At 61.9% G+C, this 19,480-nt stretch carries 19 protein-coding genes and 1 tRNA gene; 17 read left to right on the forward strand and 3 right to left on the reverse strand.

Annotated elements, in window-relative coordinates; all coding sequences use genetic code 11:
* Window positions 1-18 precede the first annotated feature (18 nt).
* Window positions 19-1,038, reverse strand: coding sequence for an endonuclease/exonuclease/phosphatase family protein (locus ACY34H_RS16845; protein ID WP_464978624.1), 1,020 nt, complete (start codon window positions 1,036-1,038; stop codon window positions 19-21).
* 37 nt (window positions 1,039-1,075) lie between these two features.
* Here ACY34H_RS16845 and ybaK point away from each other — a divergent pair, with 37 nt between their 5' ends.
* From ybaK to ACY34H_RS16880, 7 genes are all read left to right on the forward strand, one after another.
* Window positions 1,076-1,567, forward strand: coding sequence for a Cys-tRNA(Pro) deacylase (ybaK, locus tag ACY34H_RS16850; protein ID WP_464978625.1), 492 nt, complete (start codon window positions 1,076-1,078; stop codon window positions 1,565-1,567).
* An 88-nt stretch (window positions 1,568-1,655) separates the two neighbouring features.
* Window positions 1,656-2,288, forward strand: a complete 633-nt coding sequence (plsY, locus tag ACY34H_RS16855; protein ID WP_464978626.1) for a glycerol-3-phosphate 1-O-acyltransferase PlsY — start codon at window positions 1,656-1,658, stop codon at window positions 2,286-2,288.
* A 109-nt stretch (window positions 2,289-2,397) separates the two neighbouring features.
* Entirely contained in the window at window positions 2,398-3,042 is a 645-nt protein-coding gene (locus ACY34H_RS16860) for a DsbA family oxidoreductase (protein WP_464978627.1), read from the forward strand.
* A gap of 142 nt (window positions 3,043-3,184) precedes the next feature.
* Window positions 3,185-3,475: a DUF427 domain-containing protein gene (locus ACY34H_RS16865; RefSeq protein WP_464978628.1), complete on the forward strand. Its 291-nt coding sequence runs from the start codon at window positions 3,185-3,187 to the stop codon at window positions 3,473-3,475.
* Window positions 3,476-4,702 (forward strand): metal-dependent hydrolase, encoded by a 1,227-nt coding sequence (locus ACY34H_RS16870; protein ID WP_464978629.1) that lies wholly within the window; start codon window positions 3,476-3,478, stop codon window positions 4,700-4,702.
* A gap of 56 nt (window positions 4,703-4,758) precedes the next feature.
* Complete coding sequence (locus tag ACY34H_RS16875; protein ID WP_464978630.1) at window positions 4,759-5,652, forward strand: ion transporter; 894 nt, start codon at window positions 4,759-4,761, stop codon at window positions 5,650-5,652.
* A 132-nt stretch (window positions 5,653-5,784) separates the two neighbouring features.
* On the forward strand, window positions 5,785-5,961 hold the full coding sequence (locus tag ACY34H_RS16880; protein ID WP_464978631.1) for a hypothetical protein: 177 nt from the start codon (window positions 5,785-5,787) through the stop codon (window positions 5,959-5,961).
* Window positions 5,962-5,977: 16 nt separating this feature from the next.
* Here the strand turns inward: ACY34H_RS16880 and tsaD are convergent, their stop codons facing one another.
* Complete coding sequence (gene tsaD / locus ACY34H_RS16885) at window positions 5,978-7,021, reverse strand: tRNA (adenosine(37)-N6)-threonylcarbamoyltransferase complex transferase subunit TsaD (RefSeq protein ID WP_464978632.1); 1,044 nt, start codon at window positions 7,019-7,021, stop codon at window positions 5,978-5,980.
* A 248-nt stretch (window positions 7,022-7,269) separates the two neighbouring features.
* On the opposite strand from tsaD, the gene nirD reads away from it, so the two are divergent.
* Window positions 7,270-7,680, forward strand: a complete 411-nt coding sequence (gene nirD / locus ACY34H_RS16890) for a nitrite reductase small subunit NirD (protein ID WP_464978633.1) — start codon at window positions 7,270-7,272, stop codon at window positions 7,678-7,680.
* 9 nt (window positions 7,681-7,689) lie between these two features.
* On the opposite strand, the gene ACY34H_RS16895 is transcribed toward nirD, so the two are convergent.
* Complete coding sequence (locus ACY34H_RS16895; RefSeq protein WP_464978634.1) at window positions 7,690-8,748, reverse strand: 3-deoxy-7-phosphoheptulonate synthase; 1,059 nt, start codon at window positions 8,746-8,748, stop codon at window positions 7,690-7,692.
* Between the two features lie 192 nt (window positions 8,749-8,940).
* On the opposite strand from ACY34H_RS16895, the gene ybiB reads away from it, so the two are divergent.
* The 9 genes from ybiB to ACY34H_RS16940 all read left to right on the forward strand — a co-directional run bounded on the left by ybiB (window position 8,941) and on the right by ACY34H_RS16940 (window position 18,960).
* The gene (gene ybiB / locus ACY34H_RS16900; protein ID WP_464978635.1) at window positions 8,941-9,939 is read left to right on the forward strand and encodes a DNA-binding protein YbiB; all 999 of its coding nucleotides are present in this window, start codon (window positions 8,941-8,943) and stop codon (window positions 9,937-9,939) included.
* A gap of 62 nt (window positions 9,940-10,001) precedes the next feature.
* Window positions 10,002-11,210: a BaiN/RdsA family NAD(P)/FAD-dependent oxidoreductase gene (locus ACY34H_RS16905; RefSeq protein ID WP_464978636.1), complete on the forward strand. Its 1,209-nt coding sequence runs from the start codon at window positions 10,002-10,004 to the stop codon at window positions 11,208-11,210.
* 179 nt (window positions 11,211-11,389) lie between these two features.
* A complete protein-coding gene (rpsU, locus tag ACY34H_RS16910; protein ID WP_005665410.1) occupies window positions 11,390-11,602 on the forward strand; it encodes a 30S ribosomal protein S21 in 213 nt (70 codons plus the stop codon).
* 170 nt (window positions 11,603-11,772) lie between these two features.
* Window positions 11,773-12,222, forward strand: coding sequence for a GatB/YqeY domain-containing protein (locus tag ACY34H_RS16915; protein ID WP_464978637.1), 450 nt, complete (start codon window positions 11,773-11,775; stop codon window positions 12,220-12,222).
* 104 nt (window positions 12,223-12,326) lie between these two features.
* Window positions 12,327-14,123 carry a DNA primase gene (gene dnaG / locus ACY34H_RS16920; RefSeq protein WP_464978638.1) on the forward strand — a complete coding sequence of 599 codons (1,797 nt, stop codon included), beginning with the start codon at window positions 12,327-12,329 and terminating at the stop codon, window positions 14,121-14,123.
* Between the two features lie 511 nt (window positions 14,124-14,634).
* Window positions 14,635-16,905 carry an RNA polymerase sigma factor RpoD gene (rpoD, locus tag ACY34H_RS16925; RefSeq protein WP_464978639.1) on the forward strand — a complete coding sequence of 757 codons (2,271 nt, stop codon included), beginning with the start codon at window positions 14,635-14,637 and terminating at the stop codon, window positions 16,903-16,905.
* Between the two features lie 184 nt (window positions 16,906-17,089).
* Window positions 17,090-17,168, forward strand: a tRNA-Ile gene (locus tag ACY34H_RS16930).
* 178 nt (window positions 17,169-17,346) lie between these two features.
* Window positions 17,347-18,501, forward strand: coding sequence for an ImmA/IrrE family metallo-endopeptidase (locus ACY34H_RS16935; protein WP_464978640.1), 1,155 nt, complete (start codon window positions 17,347-17,349; stop codon window positions 18,499-18,501).
* 63 nt (window positions 18,502-18,564) lie between these two features.
* Complete coding sequence (locus ACY34H_RS16940; RefSeq protein WP_464978641.1) at window positions 18,565-18,960, forward strand: type II toxin-antitoxin system VapC family toxin; 396 nt, start codon at window positions 18,565-18,567, stop codon at window positions 18,958-18,960.
* Window positions 18,961-19,480: the final 520 nt, after the last annotated feature.

Here is a 19,480-nt window from a genome sequence, read left to right on the forward strand (position 1 = left end):
GATTTCCCCGCAGCGCGTTCAGAACAGCCGCAGCCGCACCAGCACCTGGCCGTGGTCGGATGCCTCGGGCCGCCCGAGCCGCAGGTGGTCGTTGAAATAGCTGACGTCGAACACCTCGCCGATCGCGCGCGGCGAATGCCGGTTGAATTCTTCCGACACGAGCACATGGTCGATCGTCGAGTAATGGCCCTCGTGAATGCTGGTATACCCCACGTGGCGCAGGTGATCCTGGCGAAGCTGGATCTGGTTGCTGTCGTACAGCCGGCTGCGGCGTTCCTCGGCCTGGGCGCCATTGATTCCATTGGTGCCATTGGTGCCATTGGTTCCATTGATGCCATTGCCGATGCTGCGCGTACCCCCCGTGCCCAGCACGATCGTGGTGGTGACGGCATCGGCGGTGTCGTTGAAGTCGCCGAGCACCACGCAGGGGCGGCGCGTTTCCCGCATCATTTTCGACAGCAGCACGCGCAGGGCCACCGCCTCGGTGCCGCGCCAGACGAGCGAGCGCAGGCTGGCCATCGCATGGTGCAGCGGATCTTCGCCACTATCGCCGCTGCGGTAGTCGGGGCGCCGCGATTTCAGGTGCACCACCACCACGTCCACGATGCGCTCCCCCGGCAGCACGACCTGCACATGCAGCGGCGCGCGGGCAAAACGGTCGGAATCCGGGCTGCCGGAATCACAGGGAACGTCCGCGGGAAAGTTGGCGTACACGCCTGGCGTGCCTGCGAACGGCAGGCGCGAAACGATGGCCACGCTCGGCGTCAGGCGCTGCGCATGGGGATCCGGGTCGAAGCCGGCGTGCAGCGCATCGCCGTACTTTCGGGTGCGGGACAAGACGTCGCGCAATGCCGCCTGCGAGAAAATTTCCTGGAAGCCGATCACGTCCGCATCGAGTTGATCGAGTTGCTGCGCGATCCAGTTCGCCTTGGCTTCGTAGCCTTCGGGAGTCAGGGGCTCGAGGTTGTCGTACAATTTCGCGCCCGGCGGGGCGAGGTTGCAGACGTTGAAGGTGGCAAAGCGAATTTCTTCCTGCATAATGAGAAACTCCTTTTCACAATGATCGTATCACGGCATGGCCAAGAAAGAGCACATTTCAGAGACCCCGGCAACCGCGCTCCTCAAGCAGCGCAAGGTGCCGTTCAGCGAACACCCGTACGAATACGAAGAGCACGGCGGCACCTCGGTGTCGGCGCGCGAGCTCGGCGTCGACGAGCATCATGTGGTCAAGACCCTGGTGATGCAGGACGAAGCCGCCAAGCCATTGATTGTGCTGATGCACGGCGATCGCAAGGTGTCGACGAAAAATTTGGCGCGCAACATCGGCTGCAAGTCCGTCGAACCGTGCAAGCCGGACGTGGCGCAACGGCATTCGGGCTACCTGGTGGGCGGCACCTCGCCGTTCGGCACGCGCAAGGCGATGCCGGTGTACGTGGAGGAGTCGATCCTGGAACTGGAAACAATTTATATCAATGGCGGCCGGCGCGGTTTCCTGGTGGGCATCGCGCCGCGCGCGCTGACCGAGGTGCTGGGCGCGCGGCCGGTCGCCTGCGCCCTGGCCGACTGATACGCGGGTGCTGTATAGTCGCCGCCCGCCAGTCCGCCGCCCGGCTCTGCGCTGGCTTCACCAACAAAACATAGGATAATTTCAGGAAATGACTACCCTCCTGCTGGCGATTGCCGCCTACCTGATCGGCTCGATCTCTTTTGCCGTCGTCGTGAGCAAGGTCTATGGCCTGTCCGATCCGCGCACCTATGGCTCCGGCAACCCCGGCGCCACCAACGTGCTGCGCAGCGGCAACAAGGGCGCCGCGATCTGGACGCTGGTCGGCGATGCCTTCAAGGGCTGGCTCGCGGTCTGGCTGGTGATCCGCTTCGCCGGACAGCTCGGTATTGGCGATGGCACCATCGCGCTGGTGGCCATCGCCGTGTTTGTCGGCCACCTGTGGCCGGTGTTCTTCCGCTTCCAGGGCGGCAAGGGCGTGGCGACGGCCCTCGGCGTGCTGCTGGCGCTCAACGTCTGGCTCGGTCTGGCCACGCTGGCTACCTGGCTGATCATCGCGTATGCATTCCGCTACTCGTCGCTGGCCGCGCTGATCGCTTCCGTGTTCGCGCCGCTCTACTACGGCCTGCTGTTCGGCGTCGAACCGCAACTGTTCGCCGTGGTGGCCATGAGCGGCCTGCTGGTATGGCGCCACGCGAAGAACATCGGCAACCTGATGGCCGGCAAGGAAAGCCGGATCGGCAGCAAGGGCAAGGACAAGGCCGCCGCCGCGAAGAAGAGGTAAGCAGGCAGGACCGACTTGCAATTCCGATAGCGGCCCTCATCATGCGTGGGCCGCCATCGTGGGCGGCGCAACCGATGGCCGCCGCCGGTGGCCGTACAGAAAGGCCGCCATGTCCGCTCCCCTCCGTATCGATTTCGTTTCCGACATTTCCTGCCCGTGGTGCGCCATCGGGCTGAAGTCGCTGGAAACCGCGCTGGCCCGCATCCCGGAAGCTGCCGTCGAATTCCACTTCCAGCCCTTCGAGCTGAACCCGCAGATGGGCAAGGAAGGGCAGGACATTACCGAGCATATCGCCGAAAAATACGGCAGCACGCCGGAACAGCAGGAACAGTCGCGCGAGATGATCCGCCAGCGCGGCGCGGCGCTCGGCTTCACATTCGCGATGGACAAGCGCAGCCGCATCTACAACACCTTCGATGCCCACCGCCTGCTGCACTGGGCCGAGGAGGCCGGCCGCCAGAAGGAACTGAAGCACGCGCTGTTCGAGGCCTACTTCACGAACGGCGAAGACCCCAGTTCGCACGACGTGCTGCTGCGCGCCGCCGAACGGGCAGGGCTGGACCGGGAGGCTGCACGACAGGTGCTGGCATCCGGCCAGTTCGCCGACGAGGTGCGCATGCTCGAACAGTACTGGCAGCAGGCCGGCGTACGCTCGGTGCCGGCCGTCGTCATCAACCAGCGCCACCTGATCTCCGGCGGCCAGCCGCCCGAAGTATTCGAAGGCGCGCTGCGGCAGCTGCTGGAAGAAAAGTAATGCGCTTGCCGGTGTGACCGGTGCCCGCCTTTTAGGCTACACTGCCGCGGCACGAAATATTGTTCGACCGGCCATGCATAGTAGGGAAGCGTGCCCGCGGCCGGGACCGTATCATCGGACTATAGACACCAGGAGAACAGCCATGCCGAAAGCCATCTGGAACGGCGCCGTCATCGCCGAGGCCACCGCCGACGAGGTGGAGATCGTCGAGCAGAACGTGTATTTTCCGCCCGAGCGCGTCAAGCGCGAATACCTGAAGGACAGCAGCCATACCACGCTGTGTCCGTGGAAGGGCGTGGCCAGCTATTACGACATCGAGGTGGATGGCCAGCTGAACCGCAATGCCGCCTGGTACTACCCGGCCGCGAAGGAAAAGGCCAAGGCCATCGAAGGCCGCATCGCCTTCTGGCACGGGGTCGAGGTCAGCCGCTGAGTGGATAATGTTACCCACACCTTCGTCGGCCTCGGCATCGGCGAACTGGTGCAACGCTCGCTGCCTGCCGAGCCGGACGAAACACGGCAGCGCACCCGCCACCGCCTGCTGCTGACGGCTTGCGCGGCCGCCAGCAATTTTCCCGACCTGGACCTGGTGCTGACAGACCTGCTGCCGGCACCGCTGGGCTACCTGCTGCACCATCGCGGCCATACCCATACGCTGCTCTATGCCTTGCCGCAGGCGCTGCTGCTGCTCGCCGCGCTGTGGCTGCTGTGGCCGAACGCGCGCCGCCTGCTGAAGGGGAGCGGCCAGGCACGGCTGGGACTCGGCCTGGCCATCGGGCTCGGCTTCCTGCTGCACATGTCGATGGATTTCCTGAATTCCTACGGCATCCATCCGCTGGCGCCGTTCGATCCGCGCTGGTTCTACGGCGACCTGGTGTTCATCGTCGAACCCGTGTTCTGGGTCGCGTTCGGCGTGCCGCTGGCGCTGGCCATTCCGCGGCGCTTCCTGCGCAGCCTGGCATTGGCCGCGCTGGCGCTGTTCCTCGGCTTCGTGACGTGGCGCGGCTACCTGGATCCCATCGCGCTGGCCGGCCTGCTCGCCATGGGCGGCGTCATCGCGGCGCTGCGCATCACGCGCATGCAGAGCCGGCGCGCGCTGGCCTTGTCCGCGCTGGTCTCGGTAGCATTCATCGCCGTGCAGGGCGGCGCCTCGTCGGCAGGCCGGACCCGCGTGGAAGCGGCGCTGCAGAAAGCCGATCCGGCATCGCGCGTGCTGGACGTGGCAATGACGGCCTTCCCGGCACAGCCGCTGTGCTGGTCCTTCGTGTCCATCGAGGAAAATGCCGGGCAGGGCAGCTACCGCATCCGCCGCGGCCTGCTCAACCTGGCGCCGGACGTGCTCGCGCATTGCCCGGCCGCGTTTGCCGATCCGGCCGCCCGTGACACGGAGTCGGCCGGCGTAAGCCTGGCTTCCGCATGGCAGGGCAGCCTGGCCACGCTGCGCACGCTGGCAAGCAGCGATTGCCATGTGAACGCGTGGCTGCGCTTTGCACGCATGCCGGCGGTGGACGCGGAAGTGGCCAGCGACCTGCGTTTCTCGGCCACGCCGCGCGGCAATTTCACCACGATGGATATCGCGGACGCCGGCCGCGCGCCATGCGGCAACGTGCCGCGCTGGGCTTACCCGCGCGCCGACCTGCTGGGCCCGGCGTTACATTGACTACCCGTGACTACCCGTGCCCCCGTGACCACCCGTGAGCGCCGCGTGACCACCCCATGAGCGACCGTCCCACCAAGGCTCCCGCACCGCCCGGGCAATCGGCCGACCCGCACCAGCATTTCGGCAAGCCCGATGGCGGCTGGCGCGAAGAGCTGTACGAAATCATCTTCGAATCGCACACCCGCAAGGGCCAGGTCTTCGACCTGGTGCTGATCGGCGCAATCGTGCTGTCCGTCGTCACCGTGGTGCTGACCTCGATCGCTCCCGTGGCGCGGGCCTATGGACAATGGCTGCTGGCGGCCGAGTGGCTGTTTACGCTGCTGTTCACGGTCGAATACATCGGCCGGCTGCTGTGCGTGAAGCGGCCGGACCGTTACGCGCGCAGCTTCTTCGGCGTCATCGACCTGATGTCGGTGGTGCCCAGCTATATATCGCTGTTCGTGCCCGGCTCGCACGTGCTGCTGGACGTGCGGATCCTGCGGCTGCTGCGCATCTTCCGCATCCTCAAGCTGACGCTGTACATCCAGGAGTACAGCATGCTCGGCGATGCGTTGCTGGCCAGCCGGCGCAAGATCCTGATCTTCCTGTCGGTCGTGTTCCTGATCGTATTCCTGCTGGGCACGGTGATGTACGTGGTCGAAGGGCCGCGGCACGGCTTTACCAGCATCCCGACGGGCGTCTATTGGGCGATCTCGACCGTGACCACGGTCGGCTTCGGCGACCTGGTGCCGAAGACCGATATCGGCCGCGCGATCGCCTCGTTCATGATGCTGCTGGGCTGGGGCATCCTGGCGGTGCCGACCGGGATCATCAGCTCCGAGATCACCCACCAGCGCGGCGTGCGCGCCCTCACCACGCGCACCTGCACCCGCTGCCTGGCAGGCGGCCACGAGGAGGGCGCGCGCTTCTGCAAGAGCTGCGGGGAGGGGTTGCCACCGGAGGCGCAGTAGTATCCAGGAGGGAACCGGCATCGGCTCGCTCGGCCATTGTCAATCCAGCCACGACCGTTTCATTTTCGTGGCCATGGCACGCCAATTGCTGCTACATTGTCTCGTATAGACAAATCCCCATAGGAGTGCACCATGAGCGAATCTGTTTCGACTTCCACCAAGCCGACTCCACGGGAGCGGGATCCGGGCAGGCCACTGCGCAGCGAGCGCGTGGAAGGCATGCGCAAGAAACATGTGAAGACCGGTGCCGTGGCGGCGGGCGGCCTGCTGGCGCTGGTCGGCCTGGCGGCAATGCTGCTGGGCGCCTGAAGGGCGGCGTCCGCCGTCAGACTACCTTCAGCTCATCCAGTGGCCAGCGCGGCCGCACATTGAACGCATACTCCCGGCGTGCGGCACCAGGATTGATCGACAGCCGCATCGCGCCGGCAAAAGCAATCATCGCGCCGTTATCGGTGCAGAACTCCAGCTCGGGGTAATACACGCGGAAGCGCTTGCCTGAACCACCTTTTGCTGCCGCCGCGTTCAGCGCGGCGCGCAGCTGGCTGTTCGCGCCAACGCCGCCGGCGATGACGAGCCGCTTCAGGCCCGTCTGCTTCAGCGCCGCCACGCATTTCGCCACCAGCACGTCGACGATCGCATCGACGAACCCGCGCGCGATGTTGGCCTTGTCCTGCTCGCAAACATTGGTCAGCGCCTGTTTCTTCACCACCGTCAGCACGGCCGTCTTCAGGCCGGAAAAGCTGAAATTCAAGTCTTTCGAATGCAACATCGGCCGCGGCAGCTTGTAGGCGGCCGGATCGCCGAATTCGGCCAGGCGCGAAATGGCCGGCCCGCCCGGATAGCCCAGGCCCAGCAGCTTGGCCGACTTGTCGAACGCTTCCCCGGCCGCATCGTCCAGGGTTTCGCCCAGCAGTTCGTACTGCCCCACGCCATCGACCCGCATCAGCTGCGTATGGCCGCCGGACACCAGCAGCGCCACGAACGGAAACTCGGGCGGATCGGACGCCAGCAGCGGCGACAGCAGGTGGCCTTCTAGGTGATGGATGCCCAGCACCGGCTTGTCCAGCGCCAGGCCCAGGCTGCATGCGATCGACGAACCGACCAGTAATGCGCCCGCCAGGCCGGGGCCTTGCGTATACGCAATGGCGTCGATGTCGGCCGCGGCGATGCCGGCGCCGTCCAGCGTTTGCTCCAGCAGCGGAATCGCACGGCGGATATGGTCGCGCGACGCCAGTTCCGGCACGACGCCGCCATACTCCTCGTGCATCGCCACCTGCGAGTGCAGCGCATGCGAGAGCAGGCCACGGCCGGTGTCATACAGGGCCAGGCCGGTTTCGTCACAGGAGGATTCAACGCCGAGAACGATCATAGGAAGAGGGCTGTAATAAAGCGCTGTTGATGAAAAAACAGCTGGAAATGAAGGGCAATCCGCCATTGTATCGGAAAGCCGCAGCCGTATCAGCGGGGCAGCCGGCGCTATCACTGCCACAGCAAGGGGCGCCGCCGCACCGCGGCAGTGCGGGCATGGGCCGGAGCGGGCAGGTTTGCCGCCGTGCCGATGGCATCGCTCTTGCTACTTCTTTCCCATTGCGGCCATATGCCGTGGAAGGAGAAGCAATGCCCGAACATTGGAAAATGGTTTGCAAGGTCAAGGATATTACGCCGGGAGGCGCGCATCACGTGCCGCGCGGCCTGGCATGGCAGGAACTGCCCGGCGTGGCGGTGTTCCGCACGGTCGACGACCGCATCTATGCGCTGCTGGACAGTTGTCCGCACAAGGGAGCCCTGCTGTCGCAAGGCATGGTGCTGGGCGAGCACGTGGAGTGCCCGCAACACCAGTGGAACATCGCCCTTGAATCCGGCTGCGCGGTGGCGCCGGAACAGGGCTGCACGCGGCGCTACAGCGTCAAGGTGGAGGACGGCAAGGTCTACCTGGACCTGCTGGAGCTGAATGCGCCGGCCAGCCGGGCCGAGGCGGCGCTGGCCGGCACGTACGGCGTGGCGCCGCTGGCCAGCACCTATATATAGGTGCCTGGCTTACGGCCGGCGGCGCAGTTCCGCGTCGGCCGTCTTCAGCATCTGCACGGTGGTGTCCCAGTCGATGCAGGCGTCCGTCACCGAGCAGCCATACTTCAGTTCGGACAGGTCGGCGGGAATTTTCTGGTTGCCGGCGCACAGGTTCGACTCGATCATCACGCCCACCAGCGAGCGGTTGCCATGCACGATCTGGTTGGTCACGTCCGTCATCACCAGGGGCTGCAGTTCCGGCTTCTTGTAGCTGTTCGCATGCGAGCAGTCGACCACGATATTGGCCGGCAGCTTGGCTTTCGCCAGCGCCTGCTCGGCGATCGTCACCGACACGGAATCGTAGTTCGGGCGGCCATCGCCACCGCGCAGCACCACGTGGCCATAGGCATTGCCGCGCGTGCGCACGACGGACACGTTGCCTTCGCCATTGATGCCCAGGAACGCATGTGGATTGGCGGCGGACAGGATCGCGTTGATCGCGATGCTGATGTCGCCATCGGTGCCGTTCTTGAAACCGACCGGCGTCGACAGGCCGGACGACATTTCGCGGTGCGTCTGCGATTCCGTGGTGCGCGCGCCGATCGCGGTCCAGGCGATCAGGTCGCCCAGGTATTGCGGCGAGATCGGATCGAGCGCCTCGGTCGCGGTAGGCAAGCCCAGCTCGCACACGTCGAGCAGGAACTGGCGCGCCTTTTCCATGCCGATATCGACCCGGAACGAATCGTCCATGAACGGATCGTTGATATAGCCCTTCCAGCCGGTGGTGGTGCGCGGCTTCTCGAAATACACGCGCATCACCAGCAGCATCGTGTCCTTGACCTCTTCCTGCAGCGCTTTCAGGCGGCGGGCATAGTCCAGGCCGGCGACCGGGTCGTGGATCGAGCAGGGCCCGACCACGACGAACAGGCGCTTGTCCTTGCGGTCGAGGATATTGCGCAGGTCTTCGCGGCCCTTGGTAACGGTGGCGAACGCCTTTTCCGTCATGGGGAGCCTGGCGTGCAGTTCGGCCGGCGTGGGCATGGACGCGAACGAGGTAACGTTGATGTTTTCGAGGTCGAGGGCAATCATGGCTTCAGTTCTATGGCTATGCTTCTGTCCTTGGGGACGATGGTTCGCGGCTGTATTTCGCGGCGGTTCGTGGGGCTGTTTCTGGAGGCTTCGTGGCCATGGCGCGCGACTATGCTTCGGTAATGCACTGTCGACTTCAGGTTTTCTTATGGGTAGTCGATTAGTGTAGCCGAAATGCGGTAAGCTGTTTCCATGAGTATCGAAAACACATCTTCTTCCGTTTTGCCATCCGCATCGACCCGTTTTGCCGCCGCGCCTTTCATCAAGGAAATCGGCCGTGGTGTCAAAGGCGCGCGCAGCATGAGCCGTACCGACGCCTTCACGCTGTATCAGGCCATGCTGGACGGCCGTGTCTCCGACCTGGAACTGGGCGGCATCCTGCTGGCCATGCGCATCAAGGGCGAATCCGTCGACGAGCTGGCCGGCTTCCTCGATGCCGCTGAAGCATCGTTTGCGCCGCTGCAGGCACCTGCCGGCCCGTTTGTGCCGGTACTGGTTCCCACCTACAACGGCGCGCGCAAGATGGCCAACCTGACGGCGCTGCTGGCGCTGCTGCTGGCGCGCGAAGGCGTGCCGGTGCTGGTGCACGGCGTGGCGCACGACGTGGGGCGCATCGCCACCGCCGAGGTGCTGGCCGAGCTGGGCATCGCCGCTGCCGCCACGGCCGCGGAGGCGGAGCGCGCGCTGGCCGATGGCCACGTCAGCTTCATCACGATCGACGCGCTGGCGCCGAAACTGGCCCATCAGCTGGAACTGCGGCGTATTCTGGGCGTGCGCAATTCCACGCACACCATCGTCAAGATCCTGCAGCCGTTCGCCGGCCCGGCATTGCGGCTGGTATCGTACACGCACCCGGAATACCTGGAAACGCTGGGCGAATATTTCACTACCGCCGCCCCGCATGCCCGCGGCGACGCATTCCTGATGCGTGGCACCGAAGGCGAAACGGTGGCCAACGCCACCAAGGCGCAAAAGATCGACTGGTTCCACGATGGCGAGCGCACGGTGCTGGTCGAGCGGCAGATGATCGCCGAAGTCCAACCGGTCCTGCCCGAAGACAGGAGCGCGGCGGCCACCGCCGCCTGGATCCAGGCCGTGCTGCGCGGCGAGGTCCCGGTTCCCGATCCGATCGCCCAGCAGGTCGGCCATATCGTCACCGTTGCCCGCGAGTTGCGTTCCCGCCACGGCTGAGGCATTCGCCCGCCGCCACCCGTTGCGGTAGAATGCCCGGTTTGACTGGCGGGACGGGCGTGATGGCGGAACAGTTTGATGTGATGGTAATCGGCGCCGGTGCGGCCGGGATGATGTGTGCGGCGGCGGCGGGGCAGCGCGGCAAGCGCGTCGTGCTGGTTGACCATGCCGAAAAGCTGGCCGAGAAGATCCGCATTTCCGGTGGCGGCCGCTGCAATTTCACCAATGTGCATGCGGGGCCGGCCAATTTCCTGTCCGAGAATCCGCATTTCGCCAAGAGCGCGCTGTCGCGCTACACGCCGCAGGATTTCCTCGCGCTGGTCAAAAAATACCGCATCGGCTACCACGAGAAGCACAAGGGCCAGCTGTTCTGCGATGAGTCCGCCGAGCAGATCATCGACATGCTGAAAGCCGAGTGCAACGCCGGCAACGTGCGATGGCGCATGCCCGCCACCGTGCAGAGCGTCGAACAGCAGGGCGAGCGTTTCCTGGTGCAGACCAGCGCCGGTCTCGTCGACGCCGGAGCCGTCGTGATCGCCACCGGCGGCCTGTCGATCCCGAAGATCGGCGCCACCGATTTCGGCTACCGCATCGCCAGGCAGTTCGAGCTGGCCATCGTCGAGCCCCGTCCAGCCCTGGTGCCGCTCACCTTCGACGCCCAGCAATGGCAGCCGTTCGTGCCGCTGGCCGGCGTGTCGCTGGAGGTCCATGTGGAAACCGGCACGCTGAAGGGCCGCAAGGCTACCGGTGCGCGCTTCCGCGAAGACCTGCTGTTCACGCACCGCGGCCTGTCCGGCCCGGCGATCCTGCAGATTTCCAGTTTCTGGCAGCCCGGCACGCCGATCACGATCAACCTGTTGCCGGAACTCGACGTCGCCGCGGCCCTGCTCGAAGGGAAGGGCACCATCAAGAAGCAGCTGGGCAACGTGCTGGCGCAGTGGCTGCCTTCGCGCCTGGCCGAGGGCCTGCTGCAAGCCCATGGCTTCCAGGCCGATGCGCGCCTGGCCGACATGCAGGACGCACAACTGCGCCGGCTTGGCCAGGCCATCAATGCGTGGACCGTCACGCCGAACGGTTCCGAGGGCTACCGCAAGGCCGAGGTGACCCGCGGCGGCGTCGACACGAAGGAGCTGTCGCAGCAGACGATGATGGCCAACAAGGTGCCCGGCCTGTACTTCATCGGCGAATCCGTCGATGTCACGGGGTGGCTGGGAGGCTACAACTTCCAGTGGGCCTGGGCCTCCGGGATGGCCGCGGGGCTGGCAGTCTGATATGATGCCGGACCCGGTAACGCTGTAACGGCGCGGGTTCTGTTGTGTTCGGATGTGTATTGATAAGCATGAACAAGCACGAGTAGGCACGAGGGTTGACACGAAGCCTCTTGTCTGTCTGGACAAAAGCTGATAATATCGCCGTCTTCCTAAAAACCCTCTAACGGTTTGAATTTTACATGACCACTATCCGCCTTAAAGAAAACGAGCCGTTCGAAGTTGCCATGCGCCGCTTCAAGCGCACCATTGAAAAAACCGGTCTGCTGACCGAACTGCGCGCACGCGAGTTCTACGAGAAGCCGACCGCAGAGCGCAAGCGCAAGCTGGCCGCTGCCGTGAAGCGTCACTACAAGCGCATCCGCAGCCAGCAACTGCCGAAGAAGCTGTACTAATTCTCGCCTTCGCTGACCGGGCCGTCGACGGCGCTTTTCGCCTCCGGTCCGTTCGCATGTTGCGATCACCCGCTCCGGCATCGTCCGCAGCGGGTTTTCGTTTTTACCGCACCGGTTTTGCAGACCCGTTTGCAGAACTGCCGGTGCAGCTTACCTAGCCGAGGACACCCATGAGCCTGAAAGCCCAGATTACCGATGACATGAAAGCCGCGATGCGCGCCAAGGAGGCCGGCAGGCTGGCCACGATCCGCCTGATCCTGGCGGACATCAAGCGCAGGGAAGTGGACGAGCAAATCGAGCTGAACGACACCCAGGTGCTGGCGGTCGTTGAAAAAATGATCAAGCAGCGCAAGGACTCGATCACGCAATTCGAAGCCGGCGGCCGTGCCGACCTGGCCGACATCGAGAAGGCCGAGCTGGTCGTGCTGGCCGCCTATATGCCCGCCGGCCTGTCGGACGACGAAATCGCCGCCGAAGTCAAGGCGGCCGTGGCCGAATCCGGCGCCGCCGGCCCGCAGGACATGGGCAAGGTGATGGCCATCCTGAAGCCGAAGCTGGCCGGCCGTGCCGACATGACCGCCGTATCCGGCCTGGTCAAGAAAGCGCTGACGGGCGCCTGAGCCTTGTTGGGTTAACGCCCGTGCCGTTGAGCTGGATCAAACGCCAGCCTGGCACGGCGTTATAGCCTGATCTGTAACAATATGGAAGAACCGCGGTTGCCACAGTGATTCCACAATCCTTCATTTCCGACCTGCTGAACCGCGTCGACATCGTCGACGTGGTCGGGCGCTACGTGCAGCTGAAAAAAGCCGGCGCCAATTTCCAGGGCCTGTGCCCGTTCCACAACGAAAAATCGCCCAGCTTCACCGTCAGCGCCACCAAGCAGTTCTACCATTGCTTCGGCTGCCAGGCGCACGGCACCGCGATCGGCTTCCTGATGGAATATTCCGGCCTGGGCTTCGTCGATGCCGTCAAGGACCTGGCCCAGAACGCGGGCATGACGGTGCCGGAAGCGGACGACAAGATTCCGCCCGCCCAGCGCGCGCAAATGCAGGCGCAGAGCCTGGCGCTGTCCGAGGCAATGACCCTGGCCGCCGATTTCTACAAGAGCGCACTGCGCAAGGCGCCCAATGCAATCGGCTACCTGAAGGGCCGCGGCCTGACGGGCGAGATCGCGGCCCGCTTCGCGCTCGGCTACGCCCCGGAAGGCTGGGACAACCTGCGCGCCGTGTTCCCCCAGTACGATGCGCCGGTGCTGGCCGAGGCCGGCCTCGTCATCGACAAGGTCGACGAGGAAGGGCGCCACATCAAGCGCTATGACCGCTTCCGCGAACGCGTGATGTTCCCGATCCGCAATGCCAAGGGGCAAGTGATCGCCTTCGGCGGCCGAATCATGGAACAGGGCGAGCCAAAGTACTTGAATTCCCCGGAAACGCCTTTATTTTCAAAGGGTTCGGAATTGTATGGCTTGTTCGAGGCACGCCAGGCGATCCGCGATGCGGGCTATGTGCTGGTAACCGAAGGCTATATGGACGTGGTGGCGCTGGCCCAGATGGGCTTTGCCCAGGCGGTGGCCACGCTGGGCACCGCCTGCACCACGGTCCACGTGCAAAAGCTGTTGCGGCAGACCGATAACGTGGTGTTCAGCTTCGATGGCGACCGGGCCGGCCGCAAGGCGGCGCGGCGCGCACTGGAAGCCTGCCTGCCCTATGCGGCCGACGACAAGACCATCAAGTTCCTGTTCCTGCCGTCGGAACATGACCCGGACAGTTATATCCGCGAATATGGCGCCGAAGGTTTCGAACAGCAGGTGCAGGAAGCCATGCCGCTGTCGCAGTTCCTGTTGCGCGAAGCGGCCGGCGAGCACGACCTGAACGAACCGGAAGGCCGCGCCCGCGCGCAGTTCGACGCGAAGCCGATGCTGCAGGCCATGGCGCCTTCGGCACTGCGCCTGCAGATCGTGCGCGGGCTGGCCTCGATGACGCAGAGCACGCCCGGCGAGATCGAAGCATTGTTCGAGCTGAGCAAGCCGGTGGCGGCCAGCCGCCGGGCGCCGCCGAAATCGAAGCGCCAGGAGCCGGTGGGGCTGGAGTTGAAGATCATCCGCTGCCTCATCACGCACCCGTCGCTGTCGCTGCAGATCGACGAGTCGGCGCTGGAAGCGTTCCGCCAGTTCGGCGCCGAGCAGTGCGAGTACCTGGTTCACCTGGTGCAAACGGCGCAGGCGCTGGGCGAAGCTGCCACCTTTGCCGCGCTGGCCCAGCAAATGAAGGAAGAGGGCCCGGAATATGACGCGCTGATCGGGGAAATCGCCGCCGCGGAAGAGCCGGATATCGAGGGCGAACGCCTGTGGCTGAAAGCCACGGTACGCCAGTTGAAGGAGCAAACGGTGCGGGCGGAGCTGGACCAGATTATGTCGGGCGGCAAGCTTACCGACGAGTTGCGCGCCCGTTATCACGAATTGGCCGCGATGCAGCAGATGTTATCGCGGGAAGCGCAGGCGGAGAGCGGCAGCCGTTAATGGCCGAATATGTGCCGAAACCCGCTTATTGCCGGCGATGCGGTGCCAAGGCCGCACTTCTGGTGTTAAAAAAGTGGCGTGCTATAATAAAACGCTAAGTATTTCAATACCTTGGCAAGGTTTCTTCAGTTCAGAATTTGTGTTTGTTTTCAGTTAGTTGGGCTCATTGCCGGTGCAGGATGCATGATAAATGCGGCGCGCCGGAGGCGAGGTCCGGACTTGGTTGAGACGGCGCGAGTTTCTTGTCGCCGCGCGGGTAAAACAGCCTGCACCCTCACACCATTCGTGCCCCTAGCCCCCGCGCGCAGTCATACAGTAGAATTTCTGCCAAACATAGCCGTTCGTTAACATCGAGCGGTGCCGGCAGCTTCAGGACTGTCGCCGGGAATGAGCAAGGAAGTTTTGTAGCAGTGCCGGATGGGAGTGCCGCAGGGTTATTTCTGCGAGGGCTCCGGTGATTACGGCATCGTCCTAACCCGTAAAGCAAGTCGTTGTGACATCGAAAGCGCCTGTGCCAGCAAAGAAACCTGAAACCAAAGCGGCTGAAAAGCCCAGCAAAGTGACCGCCAAGGCAGCCAAGACGGCCGACAAGTCCGAAACCAGCACGGAGGCGGGCATGGATCCGCGCGCGCCCGCGGCACCACCCGGGGTCAGCCAGACCACCGATGCGGCAACGCTCGCCGCGATCGACACGTCCGGCTATGTGCTCCCGTCCGTCAAGGTGCCGGGCCGGCGCGGCCGCAAGCCAAAGGAATTCCAGCCCGAGAACGACGAAGTCGCCGCGCTGAACGCCGTCGAGCGCGCCGAACTGAAGGCCGTGGACAAGGCCAAGGCCAAGGACCGCAAGGCCAAGGAAAAGGCATTGCTGAAGGATGCGTTCTCGTCGGATACGGAAGCCACCGAGGAAGAGCTGGAACGCCGCCGCCAGAAGCTGAAAACGCTGATCAAGTTCGGCAAGGAACGCGGTTTCCTCACGTACGCCGAGATCAACGACCACCTGCCGGACAATATCGTCGACCCGGAAGCGATCGAAGGCATCATCGGCACGTTCAACGACATGGGCATTGCCGTGTATGAACACGCGCCCGATGCCGAAACGCTGCTGCTGTCCGATAACGTGGCCACGGTCACCAGCGACGACGAAGCGGAAGCCGCGGCCGAGGCCGCGCTGTCCACCGTCGACTCCGACTTCGGCCGCACGACCGACCCGGTGCGCATGTACATGCGTGAAATGGGCTCCGTCGAGCTGCTGACGCGCGAAGGCGAGATCGAGATCGCGAAGCGCATCGAAGATGGCCTGAAGGACATGATCCAGGCCATTTCCGCCTGCCCGGTCACGATCGCCGAGATCATCGCCACGTCCGACCGCATCCGCCACGACGAAATCAAGATCGACGAGATCGTCGACGGCCTGGTCGACGAAAACGAGGATGCGCCGAACCAGGCGCCGCCAACGGCCGCCTCCGACGAGGACGACGAGGAAGAGGAAGAGGAAGAAGAGGAAGCAGAGGAAGAAGAAGAGGCCAACGCTTCCGGCGCGGCCGCGGGCTACTCGGCCGAACAGCTGGAGAACCTCAAGAACAATGCCCTCGCCAAGTTCGACGAGATCGCCAACCAGTTCGACAAGATGCGCAAGGCCTTCGAGAAGGAAGGCTACAGCTCGAAATCCTACGTGAAGGCGCAGGATGCGATCTCGAATGAACTGCTGGGCATCCGCTTCACCGCCAAGGTCGTCGAAAAGCTGTGCGACACGCTGCGCGGCCAGGTCGACGAAGTGCGCCACATCGAGAAGCAGATCCTCGACGTGGCCGTGAACAAGTGCGGCATGCCGCGCGCCCACTTCATCAAGGTCTTCCCCGGCAACGAAACGAACCTGGAGTGGGTCGACGGCGAAGTGGCCGCCAACCACGCCTACAGCGCAATCCTGGGCCGCAACATCCCCACGATCAAGGAACTGCAGCAACGGCTGATCGACCTGCAGGCGCGCGTGGTGCTGCCGCTGCCGGACCTGCGCAACATCAACCGCCAGATGGCGGCCGGCGAAATGAAGGCGCGCAAGGCCAAGCGCGAGATGACGGAAGCGAACTTGCGTCTGGTAATCTCGATCGCGAAGAAGTACACGAACCGCGGCCTGCAGTTCCTCGACCTGATCCAGGAAGGCAATATCGGCCTGATGAAGGCCGTGGACAAGTTCGAGTACCGCCGCGGCTATAAATTCTCCACGTACGCCACGTGGTGGATCCGCCAGGCCATCACCCGCTCGATCGCCGACCAGGCGCGCACCATCCGCATCCCGGTGCACATGATCGAAACGATCAACAAGATGAACCGGATCAGCCGCCAGATCCTGCAGGAAACCGGTGCCGAACCCGATCCGGCAACGCTGGCAATCAAGATGGAGATGCCGGAAGACAAGATCCGCAAGATCATGAAGATCGCCAAGGAACCGATCTCCATGGAAACGCCGATCGGCGACGATGACGACTCCCACCTGGGCGACTTCATCGAGGACAACAACACCCTCGCGCCTTCCGACGCCGCGCTGCACGCGTCGATGCGCGGCGTGGTGAAGGACGTGCTCGATTCCCTGACGCCGCGCGAAGCGAAAGTGCTGCGCATGCGCTTCGGCATCGAGATGTCGACCGACCACACGCTGGAAGAAGTGGGCAAGCAGTTCGACGTGACGCGGGAGCGTATCCGGCAGATCGAAGCGAAGGCGCTGCGCAAGCTGCGGCATCCGTCGCGGTCGGATAAGTTGAAGAGCTTCCTCGAGGGTAATTGACCGTTGGCTGGCGCGGCCAGCCAGGCTAGCCGGTCAGGCAACTAAGTCTTGACGGGAGGCGGTACAGGCCCTATTCTGCCGAGTTCGTTTTGTAGATGTTTGCTTAACGAATTCGTGTCAGGGCGGGCTTCACCGGCTTCGATACATCCGCGCCGGCATTCGCCAGCGCATCCGCACTACCTCAGGGCCTCTAGCTCATGCCTGGTTAGAGCAGCGGACTCATAATCCGTTGGTGCCCGGTTCGACTCCGGGGAGGCCTACCAATAAAATCAAGGACTTATGGAAGATTTGCCTTCGATGGCGATTCCTTTGTACATACCTTGTAAGCGCCTGCTCAAGCGTCTTCCCGTGTGTAACTGTGCTTTCTCGTTTCGTTACAACGCGCTATCATCAAGCACGGAGTCTCTCAACAGTCCGCGCCTCACAACAAGTGGACTTGCTATGGAACGTATTCACTCGATTAACCCGGATCGCATTTTATGGTGCTGCACCGACTTCGGTGTAGGCTTGGATCAGCTCGCGCGTGATACTTCGATTTCGCTCTCTACACTGCAACGGGTTGTCTCCGGTGAGGAGGCCGCTGGGTTAAGCTTTAAACAACTCAGCAGAATCGCTGCATACTTCGGTAGAGGCGTACTGTTTTTTCTAGAGGAAGCGCCGCTTGAGCCGGAGCAGGTCCACACCAGTGCGTTTCGTACTATTGCTAATCAGAAGCCGGAGCTTTCTACAAAGCTGAGGCTATTTATTGAACGTGTGGAGCAGCAACGTTCCATTTACCTTAGCTTAGCAGAAGAGCTCGGCCAGGATTCGCTAGCACAATTCACCCCGCCGGACTTACAAGCTGACGATATTCCAGCTTCTGCTGCTGCTGCGAGAAAATGGTTAGGGCTTGGTGATACCAATAATTTTGAAAGCTACCGATCTGCTGTTGAGAGAAAAGGAATATTAGTATTTCGTACGAATGGTTATAACGGAAAATGGCAAATCGCAAGCGATAGTAGCGTTATAGGGTTTGCGCTCTATGATGAGAAATGCCCAGTTATAGTCGTAAGAAAAATGCGTGTCGAGACACGTCAGGCTTTTACTTTAATGCATGAGTTAGGTCATCTTCTGCTTCACCGTGAGAGTTCAGTAGATGATGAGGACGACATTGCATCGGTTAGAGGGGCTGAAAGTGAAGCGAATAGCTTTGCTGGGCATCTTCTGGTGCCACCAGAATATCTTCGTACTATAAATATGTCCGCACATCCTGGTGAAGCTGCGCTTTTTGACCATTGGCTTGAACCTTACAGGCGAGCATGGGGTGTTAGCACAGAAGTTATATTGCGGCGATTGTTGGCGGTCGGAAAACTGTCTCAGCCAGAATATGCAGCTTACCGTGCGTGGTGCCAATCTCTTCCAAAACCAGTTCCCGAATCGGCTCCAAGGTTGTTCAGACATCGCGAGCCAAAGCACCTCTTTGGCGATAATTTTGTTCGCACAGTCTTAGATGCTCTTAGCGATAGGAAGATTTCGCTAAGCAAGGCTAGTACGTATCTAGATGGCCTGAAGCTCAATGATATTCATGAGCTAGAAAGGCACTATGCTAGTCTTTGATACTTCTTCAATCGTCTATGCTTGGGATAATTATCCATCTGAACAGTTTCCAGGCCTATGGTCTTGGCTAGGGAAGAGTTAGAAAGTTCAAAAATATGTTTCCCAGAGGTTGTGCAGGGGGAGGTGGAGCATGTTTCGCCCGACTGTTTCGATTGGCTCTCGGGTCGCGACGTAGTTTACTTACCGATGAGTAATCCGATTTTGCGCGAGGCACTTCGACTGAAAGAGTTACTTGAGATCGGTGCCCGTTACGGCGGCGGTGTTGGCGAAAACGATTTGTTTATTATTGCCACTGCTAAGGTTAACAATGTGGGATTGGTGTCGAACGAAGCTGTTCAAAATTTGCTTCCAAAGAGTAAGGCGAATTATAAGATCCCGGCGGTATGTGGCTTAAACGCCGTTGAAGTGTCGTGCATTAGCTTCTTAGACTATTTTAAGAGAACAAAAGCAGTCGTCTGAAAGTTTGCGCTTATAACATTTGGCGTTATTGATGCTGAAAATGTGAGCAGAGATGAAATCAATTTTAGATTTCGTTAGAAACTTGCTGCACCGTACGCTTCAGATCAAGTACTCATTGCTTCCTAACGGACGACCGAAAAATAGCTTGGACTTGGTTGATTAAAATCAATTATCCAGTAATTTAAAGCTAATTATGAGATTGGACTGATTTGCAAATTCAGTCCAATTTCAGTTAGCAAATAGATCCAATCATCGATTTTCCGCTTCGCACATCAAGGCCTACGTAACACGAATAGCCTTCCCCTTTCATGTGGATGCAATCCAGATCACCTTTCCGTCTTTCTCTGTAATCCGAATCCGAGCTGCATGAGTTCTTCGAATCCGGGCCGATTTGGTCAAACAGTTCTTTTGCTAACGTTCCAGTAAACATAAAGGATATCTTTCGATCTTTCTTTGTTGGTGGAGTCATCTCTCCCAGCGTTCCACCGTAAATGTAATAATCGCCCTGAATCGGTTTTGC

Source organism: Pseudoduganella sp. jia 9 (assembly GCF_055502615.1).

What these genes read in the sequence shown, in the direction of transcription:
- ACY34H_RS16845 (WP_464978624.1), bottom strand. Translation starts at nt 1,038, where the DNA reads ATGCAGGAAGAAATTCGCTTTGCCACCTTCAACGTCTGCAACCTCGCC.
- ybaK (WP_464978625.1), top strand. Translation starts at nt 1,076, where the DNA reads ATGGCCAAGAAAGAGCACATTTCAGAGACCCCGGCAACCGCGCTCCTC.
- plsY (WP_464978626.1), top strand. Translation starts at nt 1,656, where the DNA reads ATGACTACCCTCCTGCTGGCGATTGCCGCCTACCTGATCGGCTCGATC.
- ACY34H_RS16860 (WP_464978627.1), top strand. Translation starts at nt 2,398, where the DNA reads ATGTCCGCTCCCCTCCGTATCGATTTCGTTTCCGACATTTCCTGCCCG.
- ACY34H_RS16865 (WP_464978628.1), top strand. Translation starts at nt 3,185, where the DNA reads ATGCCGAAAGCCATCTGGAACGGCGCCGTCATCGCCGAGGCCACCGCC.
- ACY34H_RS16875 (WP_464978630.1), top strand. Translation starts at nt 4,759, where the DNA reads ATGAGCGACCGTCCCACCAAGGCTCCCGCACCGCCCGGGCAATCGGCC.
- ACY34H_RS16880 (WP_464978631.1), top strand. Translation starts at nt 5,785, where the DNA reads ATGAGCGAATCTGTTTCGACTTCCACCAAGCCGACTCCACGGGAGCGG.
- tsaD (WP_464978632.1), bottom strand. Translation starts at nt 7,021, where the DNA reads ATGATCGTTCTCGGCGTTGAATCCTCCTGTGACGAAACCGGCCTGGCC.
- nirD (WP_464978633.1), top strand. Translation starts at nt 7,270, where the DNA reads ATGCCCGAACATTGGAAAATGGTTTGCAAGGTCAAGGATATTACGCCG.
- ACY34H_RS16895 (WP_464978634.1), bottom strand. Translation starts at nt 8,748, where the DNA reads ATGATTGCCCTCGACCTCGAAAACATCAACGTTACCTCGTTCGCGTCC.
- ybiB (WP_464978635.1), top strand. Translation starts at nt 8,941, where the DNA reads ATGAGTATCGAAAACACATCTTCTTCCGTTTTGCCATCCGCATCGACC.
- ACY34H_RS16905 (WP_464978636.1), top strand. Translation starts at nt 10,002, where the DNA reads ATGGCGGAACAGTTTGATGTGATGGTAATCGGCGCCGGTGCGGCCGGG.
- rpsU (WP_005665410.1), top strand. Translation starts at nt 11,390, where the DNA reads ATGACCACTATCCGCCTTAAAGAAAACGAGCCGTTCGAAGTTGCCATG.
- ACY34H_RS16915 (WP_464978637.1), top strand. Translation starts at nt 11,773, where the DNA reads ATGAGCCTGAAAGCCCAGATTACCGATGACATGAAAGCCGCGATGCGC.
- ACY34H_RS16935 (WP_464978640.1), top strand. Translation starts at nt 17,347, where the DNA reads ATGGAACGTATTCACTCGATTAACCCGGATCGCATTTTATGGTGCTGC.